The sequence below is a fragment of the Paenibacillus sp. W4I10 genome (assembly GCF_030816325.1).
GTDB classification, from domain to species: Bacteria; Bacillota; Bacilli; order Paenibacillales; family Paenibacillaceae; genus Paenibacillus; species Paenibacillus amylolyticus_B.
Genome location: NZ_JAUSXX010000001.1, coordinates 1602750 through 1618766, shown reverse-complemented (window position 1 = coordinate 1618766; position 16017 = coordinate 1602750). Strand labels below are relative to the sequence as shown.

General features: G+C 41.0%; 14 protein-coding genes. 11 read left to right on the top strand and 3 right to left on the bottom strand.

Going from position 1 to position 16017, the window contains the following annotated elements; genetic code table 11:
- A complete protein-coding gene (locus QF049_RS07365; protein WP_307536123.1) occupies positions 1-705 on the top strand; it encodes a hypothetical protein in 705 nt (234 codons plus the stop codon).
- Between the two features lie 107 nt (positions 706-812).
- Here QF049_RS07365 and QF049_RS07360 read toward each other — a convergent pair whose 3' ends face one another.
- The gene (locus QF049_RS07360; protein ID WP_307536121.1) at positions 813-1382 is read right to left on the bottom strand and encodes a TetR/AcrR family transcriptional regulator; all 570 of its coding nucleotides are present in this window, start codon (positions 1380-1382) and stop codon (positions 813-815) included.
- Positions 1383-1547: 165 nt separating this feature from the next.
- On the opposite strand from QF049_RS07360, the gene QF049_RS07355 reads away from it, so the two are divergent.
- Entirely contained in the window at positions 1548-3053 is a 1506-nt protein-coding gene (locus QF049_RS07355) for an FAD-dependent oxidoreductase (RefSeq protein WP_307543133.1), read from the top strand.
- Between the two features lie 199 nt (positions 3054-3252).
- On the opposite strand, the gene QF049_RS07350 is transcribed toward QF049_RS07355, so the two are convergent.
- Positions 3253-3825, bottom strand: a complete 573-nt coding sequence (locus QF049_RS07350) for a flavin reductase family protein (protein ID WP_307536119.1) — start codon at positions 3823-3825, stop codon at positions 3253-3255.
- A gap of 207 nt (positions 3826-4032) precedes the next feature.
- Here QF049_RS07350 and QF049_RS07345 point away from each other — a divergent pair, with 207 nt between their 5' ends.
- From QF049_RS07345 to QF049_RS07330, 4 genes are all read left to right on the top strand, one after another.
- Positions 4033-4377 carry a winged helix-turn-helix transcriptional regulator gene (locus QF049_RS07345; RefSeq protein ID WP_307536117.1) on the top strand — a complete coding sequence of 115 codons (345 nt, stop codon included), beginning with the start codon at positions 4033-4035 and terminating at the stop codon, positions 4375-4377.
- A 236-nt stretch (positions 4378-4613) separates the two neighbouring features.
- Entirely contained in the window at positions 4614-5297 is a 684-nt protein-coding gene (locus QF049_RS07340; RefSeq protein ID WP_307536115.1) for an MBL fold metallo-hydrolase, read from the top strand.
- Between the two features lie 354 nt (positions 5298-5651).
- Positions 5652-7076, top strand: a complete 1425-nt coding sequence (locus QF049_RS07335; RefSeq protein ID WP_307536113.1) for a glycoside hydrolase family 1 protein — start codon at positions 5652-5654, stop codon at positions 7074-7076.
- A 133-nt stretch (positions 7077-7209) separates the two neighbouring features.
- Entirely contained in the window at positions 7210-8382 is a 1173-nt protein-coding gene (locus QF049_RS07330) for an MFS transporter (protein WP_307536111.1), read from the top strand.
- A gap of 91 nt (positions 8383-8473) precedes the next feature.
- On the opposite strand, the gene QF049_RS07325 is transcribed toward QF049_RS07330, so the two are convergent.
- The gene (locus QF049_RS07325) at positions 8474-9226 is read right to left on the bottom strand and encodes a MurR/RpiR family transcriptional regulator (RefSeq protein WP_307536109.1); all 753 of its coding nucleotides are present in this window, start codon (positions 9224-9226) and stop codon (positions 8474-8476) included.
- A 267-nt stretch (positions 9227-9493) separates the two neighbouring features.
- Between QF049_RS07325 and QF049_RS07320 the strand changes: the two genes are divergently transcribed.
- From QF049_RS07320 to QF049_RS07300, 5 genes are all read left to right on the top strand, one after another.
- Complete coding sequence (locus tag QF049_RS07320) at positions 9494-11356, top strand: beta-glucoside-specific PTS transporter subunit IIABC (protein ID WP_307536107.1); 1863 nt, start codon at positions 9494-9496, stop codon at positions 11354-11356.
- 408 nt (positions 11357-11764) lie between these two features.
- Complete coding sequence (locus tag QF049_RS07315; protein ID WP_307543131.1) at positions 11765-12928, top strand: MFS transporter; 1164 nt, start codon at positions 11765-11767, stop codon at positions 12926-12928.
- A gap of 414 nt (positions 12929-13342) precedes the next feature.
- Positions 13343-13906: a GNAT family N-acetyltransferase gene (locus tag QF049_RS07310; RefSeq protein WP_307536105.1), complete on the top strand. Its 564-nt coding sequence runs from the start codon at positions 13343-13345 to the stop codon at positions 13904-13906.
- A 245-nt stretch (positions 13907-14151) separates the two neighbouring features.
- Positions 14152-14727, top strand: coding sequence for a TetR/AcrR family transcriptional regulator (locus QF049_RS07305; RefSeq protein WP_307536103.1), 576 nt, complete (start codon positions 14152-14154; stop codon positions 14725-14727).
- Positions 14728-14932: 205 nt separating this feature from the next.
- A complete protein-coding gene (locus QF049_RS07300) occupies positions 14933-15973 on the top strand; it encodes an NADH:flavin oxidoreductase (protein WP_307536101.1) in 1041 nt (346 codons plus the stop codon).
- Positions 15974-16017: the final 44 nt, after the last annotated feature.

Sequence of the window (16017 nt, the reverse complement as noted above, 5' to 3'; positions counted from 1 at the left end):
ATGATGAAATTAACTAAGAAAGCTGCAAGTTTTATCGTACTAAGTGCTTTACTAACGGTGGCATTAACGGGCTGTCAATCCAATGAAGCTACATCTCCAGCAACCGGACAGAACACTGCAAATGAACAGAACACAGGCGAAGGTGCAACAAATGCTAATGCGCCTGCTTCCGAAAGTTCTGAAGAAAAGGGTACTGAAGCTATTAAAGAAGGTTCGATGGAGAAGGAAGGCAATGTGGTACTGAAGGAGCTTGCTTTTGTCTATAATGAGCACACCATTGCGATTTCGGATACAGCGAATGAAGATCAGATGGAACAGATGCTGGGCAAACCGGATAACCTGAAATCTCATACGTACAGTGCTGACGATGGAACAAATATGGATAGCTTAATCGGTTTTACGGAAAAAGTGTACACGTATCCCGGTCTGGAGATTAAAACCATCAGTATACCGGAGGGCAAACAAGACTCCATCTTTCATATCGAAATCACAGATCCTAAGTACGCGACAGTACGAAACATTAAAGCAGGAGACAGCCTGGACACACTCAAAAATGCCTACCCTGAGGGGAAACTGCTTGGCGATGGAGCCCCTGATGAGGAGGATGACTTCCGTTACGAGCCATCCAATTATGTGGATGTGATGTCGTTTCATATCAAGGATGCCAAGGTAGAGAGCATTCAGATCTACAGCCTTCTGGACTAATATTAAATCGAGGGACAAGAACATAACCCTATTGAAGTCGCTATTTTAGCGGCTTTTTTGCTTTGATCGCCATCTTTATGGGACGTGATTTATGAATGAGCTTCATGTTAGTCTAACATGATTTTCTCGTTAACCATTTGATAGTAATACTCATCCATCTGTTCCGCCGTAACATCTTCTTCAAGATGATATATCCACCACGTCACAAGTAAACTAATGACCCCTGAATGATATTCCGCTAAAAGTTCTATGGGAGGTGAAAATGGTTTCCCTCTTCTTTTTAGTTCCAGAAAATCTCTTTTGGATATATCTCCGATATAGTTTTTGAAAAAGTCAGTAAATTCCTTGTCATTCTTCTGGTTTTGAACAATTGGCTCCAGTAAATTCTCCAACATGAATCTAGATAGGCTTTGCAAGGGCTGCCGAAGCCGATCTTCTATACTCATTTGTAAATAATCCTGAAGAACCCACGTGAGGGTAGCGGATAACAGCGCAAATTTATCCTCAAAATGTTTGTAAAACGTTGTACGGTGAACCATCGCTTTGTCACATATCTCATTAATCGTGATATTGCTGAATAGTTTGCCTTGCTCAGATAACAGATCTCTCAAGGCCGTAATTAACAATTTATGAGTCCGGGCAACTCTTAAATCAAGCTTTTTTCCATTGATTTTCATCTACACCACTTCCATATCGTAGTTTAACTATATACCATCCCTATATTGATTCTTACTATAAAAGAAATTTTGATTATATATTGGTATTATAAGTAATATTTTGATTTCTCAACAAGTGTAGATTAAAATCTAATTTCTAGAAAGGATGAATCTTCGGTGTCCGACATGAAAAAAGCTGTGGTGATCGGAGCAGGGATTGCTGGATTAATTACTGCAAGAATGTTAGCTGATTATTATGAGGAAGTATGTGTGATTGAAAGGGATGAATTCCCTTCGGAGCCAAATAACCGACAGGGTGTACCTCAATCTTTTCATCCACACCGCGTACAACCACGCGGCGCGCTGATTATGGAACATTACTTCCCAGGATACAATGAAGAATTGATAGATTTGGGGGCAATCTCTTCACACGATGAGAGACTTGTCGTTAGCAATCGGTACGGTACATTGACTAATAAGGAGGATACCTCCTCATTTAAAATCGCATCATGCAGCAGAGCTTTACTGGAATGGGTGCTTCGCAAACGAATCAAGGATATTTCTCATATAAGCTTCCTAACCAGTATGGAAGTTACCGGGCTAATAGTCTCTAAAGATCACCGCTCCGTTACAGGCATTTACACCAAAGAGAGAAACGGTGAAAAGCGGGAAGAACAACTTCCAGCGGATATGGTTATTGATGCCTCAGGTCGTTCCTCCAAATTGATCAGGTGGCTTGATCAAATTGGATTGTTTGTGCCGGAACCGGAAGTGCTGAAGGTATCTCTTGGTTACAGCACCCGCTATTACAAAATAAAATCCTCTATTCCAAATGAATTGGTAATGTCTGATTCAGATCCTGAGCAAGGTATTCGTGCAAGCATATTTATGCGCACCGAGGATGATATCGCTGGACTCATTCTTTTCAATGCTGGAGGAGAGGCATATCCGTCCACTCAGCCCGAAGAGTTTCAAGAACAAATCAAGCATCTGTTTGCTTCAGATGAAATTGTAAAATTAATGGAGCAGTTAGAGCCATTGCAAAGGCCAAGGGGGTACCGCATTTCCGAGTCTGTTCGCCAGCATTTTGAACTTATGGAAGATTGGCCTTCTGGATTACTCGTTCTTGGCGATGCATTTTGCAGCTTTGATCCCATTCATGGACAAGGTATCACCGTCGCCGCAATCGAAGCAGAAACGATAGGAAAATGTTTGGAATCACAGCGAATGCATCCTGATCCTCAGTTTGAGCGGGAGGTATTGCTTCGGATGCAGAAGGCCATCGAACCGGCTTGGTGGCTTAGTTCTGTGGCTGACATGCGTTGGAAAGGGGTGGAACATGCTGGACCTTTCGAATTGAAAGGAGTTACTTTGGGTCAGAAATATATTAATTTATTTACCAAGCAGGCAATGAAAAAAGCTGACCAGGAAAAAAATAATCAGCTCTTCTTTATGCAATTCCTGATAAACGCGTTGATCCTTCCGCCAAGTGAATATTTTAATAGTGACGTGCTGAACATGATTCTGAACGACGATGGTTCAGAAGAGGAATTGGAATTAAGGGCAGAGCTTGGTGTACTAGATCCTGATTTGTTCCAGCAAAGGTTGGATGAGATTCTTCCATCATTTGAACTGGAGTATGATGAGCAGATTAAAAAACTGCTGGAATCACTTCAGCCTGCGATGAGCTAACCCATGGATTCATACAGTATTACCAGCTTCCTTAACCATAGAACAGCCCTCAAGAGGAATTTGACTTATCCATTAATAGTGAAAGATGAACTCAGCGCCAACCCCAAAAAACAAAAAAAGTCGCTATAGTAGCGACTTTTTTGTTTTTTGGGTATAGTACAGGCAAGAATTACTATGAGATTTTTCTTTACCGATTTATTTAGTCTTTACCAGGTCCATGATTAAATTTGGTACCTTTACCAATAGCATAGAATTGACCACCAGCAACATAGTGTATTGTTCGCAATTCATCAGGAGCATCATCAAAAATCCAATGCCCGTTGTTGAACACTCTATCATCACTCCAAGCACCGACAATTTCACCCATGAAAAGATCATGTTCTTGTTCATTTACAGCATTTGGGATAACCTTGCATACTAGCCAGCCAGCGGAACCTTCAACTAGTGGTAAATCAAACTCTTCTTGGTAAAATAGTGGGATATGATCAAGTTTGTTGTCCATTTCTTTAGAACTGTGCTCACCAACATACAACACGGTTTCCATTTGTTTAACAGTTGGAATGTGTACTACATAGTAACCACTCTTTTCAATGAGATCACGTGTGAAAGCTTGTTTTCCTATAAATGCCATCACTTTATTATTTCCAACAAGACCGACCCAAGCGGCTGCCATTACATTTTCTTCTCCATCGTGTTTAGCAGAAATCATGGTTGTTGGACCTACTTGCAATAAACGGTATGCTTTCTTTAAATCAACAGGTTTAATTGCCATTATTTGTTCTCCTTTTCATTTAAGACAGATTCATCTACTGCTATATTGACCATCTTGCCGACAGTAACTCGTAAGTAGATACCATCAAAAGTGGCATGGGATAGCCATAACCAAAAGTACGTGGACTGAATGTATAGTATAATGGAAACATTTAAAAAGAATAGTATGCACTTTTTAGTGAGATACTATCAAAAAGGAGAGTACTACATGATTCCAAGTAAAACAAAAAATGAAAAAAAAGACAGCAATGAATCATTTGTGTATACTTTATCGCTAATTAGTGGGAAATGGAAATTACATATCTTATTCTTGCTATTGAAGGAAGAGATTATGCGTTACGGTGAGTTGAAAAGAGCGCTTCAAGGAATTACTCACAAAATGCTTAGCAATCAATTAAAAGAGCTAGAGGCTGATTCGCTCATTACACGCCATGAATACTCACAAGTACCGCCTAAAGTTGAGTACTACCTTGCAGAGCGTGGCAAGTCCCTCATCCCTGCTCTGCAAGAGCTTTGCAAATGGGGAGTAGATCATATAAATGATGAACTATAAGTTGCGAGTCATTCTGAATACCGCACTAAATAGTGAGAAACCCGGGTGAATGATAACCCTCGGGTTTCTTTTGTTTTCAAATGAAAACGTACAAAAAAAGGACGAGAAGGCATCTTTTTTAGTTGCACTTGTAGCATTAAGTACCAAACCAATAAGAGAGTGAGTTTGAAAAAGTGTTGACTTCTGACTTACTTTAAGTAATATAATATCTTTACTAATTGAAGGAGTGAAGTTCTATGTCTCAACCGAATACCGGAATCAAAACAATAAAGCTTGAAATGGAGTATTATGGAGAACCATTTATTGTATATCCAACATTGTTATGGGATGAACAGAATGTAGTGCTCGTTGATACGGGGATTCCTGGGCAATTGCAACAAATCCGTACGTTACTCGAAATAGAAAATTTCGGTTTAGAGAAGCTGACGCATATCATCATCACGCATCAAGATGGGGATCACATTGGCAGTCTGCCGGAATTAGTTCAGGCAAGGGAGAACGAGGTGGCTGTGCTCGCTCATGAGGAAGCGGTACCTTATTTGACAGGAGTCACTCCGCTTATTAAAAGTAAAGATTTCGCACCGTCCGTGCACGTTCATACAGCACTAAAGGATGGAGACATTCTGCCCTTGGCAGGTGGTATTCAAGTCGTCTTTACACCAGGACACACACCAGATCATATGTCGCTATATCATATTCCAAGCCAAACGTTAATTGCTGGTGATGCTTTAAATGCAAAAGATGGTCGTCTCTTGTCCTTTGATGACGAGCAAACGTTGGATCATACAACTGCGTTAAAGTCGATAGCCAAACTGTTAGAGCTAGATATTAAAAAAGTGATTACGTATCATGGTCACGAAGTTACGAATCAGATTAAGGAAAGTCTCCAGAACATTGTAGATATGAAACCTACTATTTGACCTCAATTTAGGAGAAATCAAGCCGGAAGCAGCTAAAACACGTTGAATGGAATAACGTATCATGATGAAGTCGTCATTTTGACGGCTTTTTTAGTTTGTTACTTATTATGATGGCGTAGTTGAATTACAGTTACCCTTGAGCTTGCACGCAATAATCTATAGAAACACTGCGTTACTTTTATGTTACAAATGTGAATCTGTGATACCTAGTACTAAAAACGAAATAACATGTATTTTATGAAAAAATCTATGTAACATAAGTTGTGAAAACAAATACATGATAAAAAACCGATAAAGCGAGATTCGTTTTATATCCAGATCCGCTGAAGGTTTAAAAGAAAGGTGGCTTACCAAATGAGTCAAACATTTCAATTTCCTAATGGTTTTTTGTGGGGAGGTTCCGTCTCTGCAAACCAAATAGAAGGTGCATATCAAGAAGACGGAAAAGGACTTTCCATTCAGGATATCATGCCAAACGGCATTCAAACACCTCCGACGAATGAACCAACAGAGGATAATATGAAGTTATTTGCGATTGACTTCTATCACCGATATAAAGAAGATATTAAACTCCTTGCCGAAATGGGTTTCAAAGTTTTTCGCACGTCTATAGCTTGGTCCAGAATCTTCCCAAAAGGGGATGAACTTGAGCCAAACGAAAAAGGTCTCCAATTTTACGACGATCTCTTTGACGAGTGTCTGAAATACGGGATTGAACCTCTAGTTACGATCTCACATTATGAGACTCCTCTACATCTTGTTAGGGAATACGATGGATGGGCGAATCGAAAAATGGTCGATTTCTATGAACGATATGTGCGAACCATTTTTGAGAGATACAAAAACAAAGTGAAGTATTGGCTCACATTTAACGAGATTAATTCGATCCTTGAACACCCGTTTGCAAGTGGCGGTATTAACACGCCTAAGGATCAACTTAGCAAACAGGATCTTTACCAAGCAGTTCACCACGAGTTTGTTGCAAGTGCACTGGCAGTTAAAATAGCGCATGAAATTAACCCAGAGTTAAAAGTGGGTTGTATGGTCATTGCTATGCCGATTTACCCATTGACTCCTGACCCTAATGATATGATCAGAGTGATGGAAGCGGATCATAAGAACACAGGTTTTACGGATGTCCATGTGCGTGGTTATTACCCAGGTTACATGAAACGTTACTTGAAAGATAACGGGATCACCATTCATTTCGAGCCTGGCGACGAAGAAATTTTGAAAAATACCGTTGACTTTATTTCCTTTAGCTATTATCAAAGTAGTTGCGAAACGGCTGATCCTGCCAAGCAAATTAAAGGAGAAGGAAACCTGATTGGTGGTGTTCCTAATCCGCTCTTGACCGCGAGTGATTGGGGTTGGCAGATCGACCCTCAAGGCTTAAGGTACATCATGAATGCGATGTATGATCGTTATCAGAAGCCATTGTTCATCGTTGAAAATGGATTAGGAGCCGTAGATGAACTGATTACGGATGGAGATGGTAATAAAACCGTTATTGATGATTATCGCATTAAATATTTGAAGGAGCACTTGCTTCAAGTCGCTGAAGCCATTCAAGATGGTGTTGAATTAATGGGATATGCATCATGGGGTTGTATTGATTTGGTTAGTGCAACAACTGCAGAAATGAAAAAACGGTACGGATTCATCTATGTGGATCGTCATGATGATGGTTCAGGAACATTGGAACGCTATCGTAAGAAGTCCTTCCACTGGTATAAAGATGTCATTCAGAGCAACGGGAGCAGCTTGTTTCGTGAGTAGCAGGTGCTAATGTTGGAACATTGTTGATTACAGATCAGCTTACAGGCCTACAGAATAAAACTAAGAAAGGGCCGCCAGTCAGCGGCTCTTTCTTAGTCTAATAATTGATATTTGAACGATTAGGGAGTAGAAGATGAGAAAAAAAATGTTTTTAATTATTGCTTTATTTGTTGCTACATTGAATTTGCGCCCGGCTATTAATTCCATATCTCCGCTGCTAGATACGATTCGGGAGGATCTGGGGATGAGCGCTGCACTAGCCAGTTTGCTAACTTCAATACCTGTATTATGTATGGGCGTATTTTCACCTTTTGCCGTCAAAGCAAGTGGGAGATGGGGAATAGAACGAATCATTGGATATTCCCTGATTGTGGTCGGAATCGGAATAGCTACTCGGCTATTTACACAGTCTACGTCCGTTTTACTTTTATCAGCATTGATCGTAGGTATCGGGATCGCTTCGATCGGCCCGTTAACTTCAGGTTTTATTAAAAAGTATTTTCCCGATCATGTTCCATCCATGATTGCACTCTATAGTATTGCAATCACTGTAGGGGCTGCGGGCAGTTCAATGGTATCCATTCCCTTAGAGGCATACTTCAATTCTTGGCAGATAGCAGTAGGAGGGTGGGCAGTAATTGCCTTTGTAGCAGCGATCATGTGGTGGATCATGGTGAAGCCGCAATCTGAATCTGCTCATGTGAGTGAAATAAAAGAACGTCCGCAAATTAAACTTCCCTGGGGAAATAGAAGCGCATGGACGCTTACGCTTTCATTTGGATTAATGGCCATGTTGTTTTATTCTTTTACAGCGTGGCTCCCGTTGATGATTCAGGAAATGGGGTATAGCAAATCCTACGCAACGCTTTGTCTGACTATATTTGTTGTCATCCAAATTCCGATTAGCTTTGTACTTCCTGTATTATTAAAGAACTTTCCTTCAAGAAGAGTATGGTTGGTTGGTGAATCTCTGTTCATGATTGTCGGGTTGATTTTATTGATGATGAATTTCATACCGATGGTTTCCGTTGTACTCTTTGGAGTTGGAGCAGGGGGCTTGTTCACCTTAAACCTGATGTTACCGATTGATTCTACAACCAATGTGAACGATGCAACTTCCTGGTCAGCGATGCAGCAATCTGCCGGGTATGTTATTGGAGCGATGGGTCCAATATTGCTAGGCTGGATTCATGATGCTTCCAATAGTTTCACACCTGCTATGATTGGAATGATTGTGATCATCATTCTAATGATTATGACGCAAATTGCAGCAACACGAAGGAAAAAAGTAATGGAAAGCGTCTAACGTACTCATCCCATCGAGAGCCATAGTGACTTAAAAGAGAGCCCAAAAGGCTCTCTTTCGGTCTTTATTTATAGAGAGATCGAGTTCTTTCTCATAGCTCCAATTCTGTATTTACCATTTCTTTGAAAACCTCTCGTCCCAGCCATTCCAACAGGAAAGTAACAGGAACCTGAGTGGTGATGTTCGTGGATTCGTAATACTCTTCTTTTACATAATAAGGGATACTTACATCTGATATTTTAGCCATGGTGGATTGGCGATCGTTCGTTATCGCCACAATTTTATTTTTCTCCTGCTTGATCCGTTGGAGATAAGGTAGCACAAACGGGTTTTCACCTCGCGTAGATAATGCAATCGTAACACTGTCTTTTTGAATTCTGGTATGGATGGGGTAATGAGGATCTTTTATGTACACGGAACAGATCCCTAGATTTGAGAAAAATCGGGCTCCATACTCTCCTATTATTCCGGAGCTCCCGATACCAATAAAAATAACGCTACTGGCATTAGCAATTAACTTTGCTGCCGTCCGAATTTTCTCCTCCAATTCAGGAGCTTGAGAACGTTCAAAAAACGCATACACTGCATGATGAGGACTTTTCAACTCCTGCTTCGTTAGTTTATCTTGTTGGGAAACGAGCATCTTAAGTTTTACTTTAAATTCGGAAAATCCCTCACATTGATTCTTTCTGCAAAATCGCAGAATGCTGGCTGTAGATACATGAGTTTCATCGGCCAGTTCTCTGATACGCATGTACGCCACTTTTTCCATGTTCTGAGAAATATAGTTATATAAAGATAGTTCCAATTCGTTATAAGATGAGATTTGCTCACTGGTGAACATGGATATGCACTCCCTTAGACCATAATAAAAATAATAGGTAACCTGCTTAGGCAGTATACATTACCTATGCTCAAAAAACAACGTGTTACATTTTTGTAACAAAAATCATCTCGTGTCAAAGGAAACTAAACACTTAAATCATATATATTTTTTTCCCTGTTCTGAGTAACATGACGTTATAACATATGTTTCGCACTTCCATTATAACTGGCCAGACGCGTCCATGGTCAGAGAATACCTTATTATACGTCGAAGGAGCCTTACAACATGGATAAACAACAATTGTCCAAAGATATTCTCAAACTGGTTGGTGGGGAAGAGAATATCGATCAAGTTACACACTGTATGACTCGACTCAGATTCAATCTGAACGATAACAATCAAGCAGACAAAACAACGTTAAAAAACACACCTGGCGTTATGGGTGTAACGGAAAACGGTGGACAGTTTCAGGTGATTATTGGCAATGAAGTTTCCGAAGTGTACAAAGCACTAGTGACCAATATGAGCATGAAGCCTAACGCAGAGAGTGCTCCAAAAGGTGGAAAGAAACACAGGAATCCGATCAGCGCATTATTTGATTTCATCTCGGGCATGTTCACGCCAATCCTGCCAGCAATTGCTGGCGCAGGTATGATCAAAGGGATCGTGTCCATTCTGGTAGCTCTTGGTTGGATGACGAATACAAGTTCAACCTATATCATTTTATCCGCCGTTGGCGATGGTGCATTCTACTTCCTGCCTATTCTTCTGGCCGTTAGTGCTGCGAAGAAAATGGGTAGCAATGTTTATGTGGGAGCTGCATTAGCGGCTGGTCTTATGCACCCAACCATTGCAGCCTTGTTTCAAGAGGGTAATACATCGTTTGCAGGCATTACAGTTATTGCTACATCCTATGCATCATCGGTTATTCCCATCGTCATTGCAATCTGGATCTCTGCTTACGTGGAGAGAGCTATAGACCATATTACGCATGCTTCACTCAAAATGATTGTTGTACCAACTGTAACGTTACTTATTATGGTACCACTAACCTTGATCGCGATTGGGCCACTGGGTGGCATTATTGGAAACGGTTTATCTGGGGGTATCAGATGGTTATTTGATAACGCATCCATTTTTGCAAGTATTTTAATTGGTGGCACGATGTCTGTACTGATTATTACTGGCATGCATTATGCACTGTTGCCGCTTGCAGTTGGTTCGATTGCAACACTTGGTTACGATTTTATCGTTCCGTTAATGTTCGCAGCTAATATGGCCCAGGGTGGTGCTGCATTTGGTGTGGGCTTCAAGTCTAAAAACACCCAAACCAAATCACTTTCATATTCTACAGGACTGACCGCTCTTATGGGAATTACGGAGCCAGCCATGTACGGAATTAACATGAAATTCAAAAAACCATTTATTGCAGCGCTCATTGGGGGCGCAGTCGCTGGGGCGTTTCTGGGAGCCTTTTCGGTTAAAGCCTATTTCATTAGCACTGTAGGTCTTCCGGGAGCTGCCTCATATGTCGGTCCAGACATTAGCAACCTGCTCTATGCACTAATTGCTGCTTTAATTGCATTCGTTGTAGCTAGCGTCATTACTTATATTCTGGGCTTCCAGGAAGAGGTACCTGCACCATCAGCAGCGTCTGCAACTATATCTGTAGTAACTGAAGACACTAAATTACAGGATGAACAAATATTCAGCCCTATCAGTGGGGAAGTTAAGCCACTTAGCCTGGTTCCAGACCCTGCTTTTTCAGAAGAAATGATGGGTAAAGGATTTGCCATTCAACCTTCAGAAGGACGTGCAGTTTCCCCAGTTAACGGCACAATATTCTCTGTTTCTAAGAGTGGTCACGCTATTGGTCTCGTAAGTGATCTTGGCGCAGAGATGCTCATTCACATTGGGATTGATACGGTAAAGTTGAAAGGCCAATTTTTCTCGCCAAAGGTACAGGCTGGAGCAAAAGTATCCGTAGGCGACCTATTGATGGAATTTGACCGTGAAGAGATCGAAAAAGCGGGTTACAACATGATTACGCCGGTCATTATTACGAACATGTATCAATATACCGATGTGGAATCAGCTGGTCGTACCAATATTCTTGAAAAAGAATGGATGTATACAGTCAAAGTTTAATCTGGTTATACCCATAGCGACAGTGTTCCAAAGCATCTTTGGAATACTGTCGTTTTTGTCTTGATGTTGCATAGCAAAACCCAAAAAACTCCTTCTACATAATATTAAGCTGATACAAAACACTGCGTAACATTTGAGTAACAAATGTGATCTCATGTTAATTCAAACTAAAAGGCTGAAAGGTATATATTTATTTGAATAATAAAAGTAACATAAGTTATGCAAATGAGAATCTCTTATGGATTTAACACTGAAAGGTGGAACACAAATGAATCTAACCATTCGCTTAGGGGCTGTTTTTCTGTGGGAAAGTCTCTAGCTACTAATTCAATAGTATCTGGTTGAGAATATTTAATATATCTATTTTTCTAGAAATACAGAAATAAGAAGGTGCAATTGTTGAAAAATATGTGGAAAATATATTTATTAGCTGTAATTAGTTTTCTTAATGGATCATCAGAATATGTTATTGCCGGAATCCTGGACAAAGTAGCTGAATCTAGCAACATTTCAGTTTCTTCTGCTGGACAGCTCATTACTGTGTTCTCTATAGCTTTTGGTGCAGGGACTCCTTTCTTAATTGCTTTTACATCTAAATTAGACCGAAAAAAGCTCTTAGTTTATGCATTAACGGTATTCTCTGTTGTTAACATTTTAATTGCAACGATCACAGGATATGAGATGCTTATCGTAGCTAGAATTATTTCAGCACTTAGTGCCGGTGTTATTCAGGTTACGCTCCTTACTCTTGCTGCAGCTTTGGCTGCTCCAGGCAAACAAGGCAGTTCAATTGCTACTGTTATCATGGGAAATAGTACGGCATTAGTTATCGGTGTACCTATAGGCAGGGTTGTAGCTTCCCATTATGATTGGAACATCATCTTTATTGGTCTTGGAGTAGCCGGACTTATTCTCTTATGCCTAGCACTGCTGATCATACCTAAAGTCGTTGCTGAAAAAGCGGTTCCTTTGCGCGATCAGTTTACATTCATTATGCAACCCCGTATTGCAGCAGCGTTACTGATTACGTTCGTGTGGTTAGGTTCATATTCCATTTTATTTACGTACATTTCGCCGTATCTCCTAAATATATTTAACATGAGTGATCAAGGTGTAACGGTAGCCCTGTTTATATTTGGTATTGCCAGTGCTATTGGTTCCAAAATAGGAGGACTCAGTACAGATAAATGGGGTACATTCCGTACCCTAGCTGGTGGAATGATACTCCATGCCATTGTATTACTGTTGTTCCCGTTTATAGGCCAATCCATATTTCTTCTATATATATTACTTATTTTCTGGGCACTAGCAGCCTGGTCCTCAGGTACGCCGATCCAATTTCAGCTTATAAGTCTCGCTCCTGCCGCTTCTGGCATTGTACTGAGTCTGCATAGCGCGATTGGACAAGTTGGAATGGCTGCCGGAGCTGGTGTCGGGGGTATTGCTGTCAACCACAACTTGTTGAACTATATTCCATGGATCGGTGCGCTTGCCCTTGTGATTGGCATCGTAACAACGCTGCTTGATAACTCTCTATCTAAAAGAAAACAAACGAAACAATCTTTGCAATAAATAATCACTTGTAATATCCTTCTTTTGATACATGCGGGTTAACGATATACAAAACCTCTATAACAATAAGAAAGCAGCTGACCCAAGTGATCAGCTGCTTTCTTTGTTTTATAATTCATAACTCATTAACCTTAAAGAGTAATAAAGTCTGAACTATCCTACATTTTCCAGTTGGTGACTTGGTCAGTTTCCAACCCGAGAGAATCAATAGTTTCGTATACACCACAAATGTCGCGGGACGAGAACATATTCTCATTGAAGTCACTATCACAGCATTTTTTTGTTTTATTCATTGTTATCTGATGTTGAAGGTTTGTAATAAAATTCATAAAAAGTATAATGACTGTATTAGCCTATCGTCAGGCAAGAAAAGGATGATCACGAAAATCTGAATTAACGCTGGAGGGGAATGAGATGCTTGAATTAGAGTTTACTACTATAGAGGAGTGGGATGAAGCATTGTGGGCGCGGATGGAGCGAATCTATCATGAGGCTTTTCAAAGCGGTGCTAAGACAAAAGCGATTTTGCACAGTATGCTAGACCGCAAGATTGGTTATTTACACGCGGGCATGCATCATGGAGAAGTGGTTGCGATGGCTGTTACTGGACTGGAGGGGAAGGCTGCGGACCGCATCCTGATCATCGATTACCTCGCGGTTGAACAGAAGCTGCGAGGGTTGAGCGTAGGGACCTGGATGCTGAAGCAGATCAGAGCCTGGGCGTTAAGGGAACACCGGATCAAAGGTATGATTATCGAGGCGGAGTTCGGGACAACGGTGGCTCATCAGGAACGCATTCAGTTCTGGCAACGTAACGGGTTCATCCTAACCTCCTATGTCCATCAATATAGAATGGTGCCAGAGCCGTATCAGGCAATGATGCTGCCACTGGATACAAGTACACATGTGCCTGATGATGGTGAAGCACTGTTTCGTTATATCAATGCTTTTCACAAGGTTGCTTACCGGAAGAGTTAGAACGTATTCAATGGACCTGCAGAAAATCACCGTAGAGATTTTAGTTCCATTGAAAAGGTTAGGAAAGTGGTAGCAATGTCGATCAGATTTTATCGTGGCATCTGTCTTCCCACTTTGGGGAAGATCGGTGCTTTTGTTCATTTATATAAAAATTTATGTTTATCCATTGTGACCATCCCTCTTTCAAATAGGATGTAAAATGATCAGTTCTTGACTATACGGTCAAGAACTGATACATTAATCCCATGAGCAGACCAAGAGAATTTGATGTCGATCGTGTATTACACCAGTCTATGGAAGTGTTCTGGAATCAAGGCTTCAAAGCAACTTCTTATGAGGACCTTACGCGTACTACAGGAGTCAAAAAGCAAAGTTTGTACTGTGTTTTTAAAGACAAGCGATCGTTGTTCCTGAAGGCGCTGGCACTTTACCGTGAACAGGTTATAGCAAAACTGAAAGAGATTGAAGCCCTGGATTCGTCTCCCGTTGATAAACTGGATGCCTTACGATATTCCCTTTTAGACGATGAAACTGGCTGCCAAGGGTGTCTAATTGTGAATGCATCACTCGAATTCGGAACAGATGACGAGCAGGTCACACGCGAAGCTGAGCTCATGGTAGAAGAGGTTCAACTGGTATTAGAGAAGATCATAAGTAGTGGCCAGAAACAACAATTAATTTCCAACCGGTATACGAGTATAGAGCTTGCATCTTACCTAAATAACACCATTCTTGGTGTGAGAGTTATGGAGAAATCAGGTTCATCCCGTGAACAGATCGAGACGGTTCTGCGTATTTCATTTGGCATGATCATGTCTTGATCTTTTTTTTGTGAAATTCTTGACTACAAAGTCAAAAATAATTGAAGGCGGATTAAACCACCACGAAACCTTGAAGGAGGTGGGGCTTTTCGATAAAAAGCGTGTATTGATTCATTTGGAAATAACGTCTAGCTGTTAACCAGGCTGGTTGCTGTTTAACATCTCCTAGGTCAATTTATATAAAACAAAATTTGTGGAGGTTATTATGAATTATTCTCAATCCGTAGAAGCATTGTTCCAACCTATAGAGTTAGGTCACTTGAAGTTATCCAATCGGATCGTGATGGCGCCGATGACGCGTCAATTTTCTCCGGACGGTATTCCGGGTTCGAATGTTGCGGGCTATTACCGCCGCAGAGCAGAGAACGCAGTGGGGCTTATTGTGACAGAAGGGACAATAATTAATCATCCGGATGCATCCAATCAAGCCAATGTGCCGCACTTTTATGGCGAAGCTGCAATGAATGGTTGGGCACATGTTGTATCTGAAGTACATGAAGCTGGCGGTCGAATTATTCCACAGATCTGGCATATGGGAGCCAAAGGTCATGTTAATGATTATTCGGAAGCTGAGATTGCTACAATCGTTCAGGAATTCGCACAAGCAGCCTCAGAAGCGAAACGCGTTGGGTTCGATGGTGTTGAAATCCATGGAGCACACGGCTATCTGATCGACCAATTCCTGTATGAGAAAACCAACTCTCGTACGGATCGTTATGGTGGAGATATGATGGCTCGCACACGTTTTGCAGTTGAAGTGATTGAGGCTTGCCGTAAAGTAGTGGGATCGGAATTCCCTATTATACTGCGTTTATCTCAGTGGAAGACAGATGATTATCAGGCTAAATTGGCTGAAACACCGGAATTACTGGAGCAGCTTCTCGCACCGTTGGTTCAAGCTGGAGTTGATATCTTCCACTGTTCCACACGCCGTTTCTGGGAGCCGGAATTCGAAGGGTCTGATCTTAATTTTGCTGGATGGACCAAAAAACTGACTGGCAAACCGACAATTACTGTTGGATCGATTGGTCTTGATGGTGACTTTACAAGTCTGTTCACAGAAGGTAAAGGCGCAAGTAACGTCGGTATCGAGGGATTGGTACAACGACTTCAGAATGATGAGTTTGATCTGGTTGCTGTTGGACGTGCTCTTCTGGTCGACCCTGAATGGGCTAAGAAAATTCAAGAAGGACGTACTGGTGATCTGGTTCCATTTACAAGAGAGGCGATGACCGTACTTACTTAATTGCAGTTATAATCATTAGGAATATGTATTAATCAAACACACCT

Bases quoted from the DNA above. Each gene is read 5' to 3' on its own strand.
- QF049_RS07365 (WP_307536123.1), top strand. From the start codon at position 1: ATGATGAAATTAACTAAGAAAGCTGCAAGTTTTATCGTACTAAGTGCT.
- QF049_RS07360 (WP_307536121.1), bottom strand. From the start codon at position 1,382: ATGAAAATCAATGGAAAAAAGCTTGATTTAAGAGTTGCCCGGACTCAT.
- QF049_RS07355 (WP_307543133.1), top strand. From the start codon at position 1,548: ATGAAAAAAGCTGTGGTGATCGGAGCAGGGATTGCTGGATTAATTACT.
- QF049_RS07350 (WP_307536119.1), bottom strand. From the start codon at position 3,825: ATGGCAATTAAACCTGTTGATTTAAAGAAAGCATACCGTTTATTGCAA.
- QF049_RS07345 (WP_307536117.1), top strand. From the start codon at position 4,033: ATGATTCCAAGTAAAACAAAAAATGAAAAAAAAGACAGCAATGAATCA.
- QF049_RS07340 (WP_307536115.1), top strand. From the start codon at position 4,614: ATGTCTCAACCGAATACCGGAATCAAAACAATAAAGCTTGAAATGGAG.
- QF049_RS07335 (WP_307536113.1), top strand. From the start codon at position 5,652: ATGAGTCAAACATTTCAATTTCCTAATGGTTTTTTGTGGGGAGGTTCC.
- QF049_RS07330 (WP_307536111.1), top strand. From the start codon at position 7,210: ATGAGAAAAAAAATGTTTTTAATTATTGCTTTATTTGTTGCTACATTG.
- QF049_RS07325 (WP_307536109.1), bottom strand. From the start codon at position 9,226: ATGTTCACCAGTGAGCAAATCTCATCTTATAACGAATTGGAACTATCT.
- QF049_RS07320 (WP_307536107.1), top strand. From the start codon at position 9,494: ATGGATAAACAACAATTGTCCAAAGATATTCTCAAACTGGTTGGTGGG.
- QF049_RS07315 (WP_307543131.1), top strand. From the start codon at position 11,765: ATGTGGAAAATATATTTATTAGCTGTAATTAGTTTTCTTAATGGATCA.
- QF049_RS07310 (WP_307536105.1), top strand. From the start codon at position 13,343: ATGCTTGAATTAGAGTTTACTACTATAGAGGAGTGGGATGAAGCATTG.
- QF049_RS07305 (WP_307536103.1), top strand. From the start codon at position 14,152: ATGAGCAGACCAAGAGAATTTGATGTCGATCGTGTATTACACCAGTCT.
- QF049_RS07300 (WP_307536101.1), top strand. From the start codon at position 14,933: ATGAATTATTCTCAATCCGTAGAAGCATTGTTCCAACCTATAGAGTTA.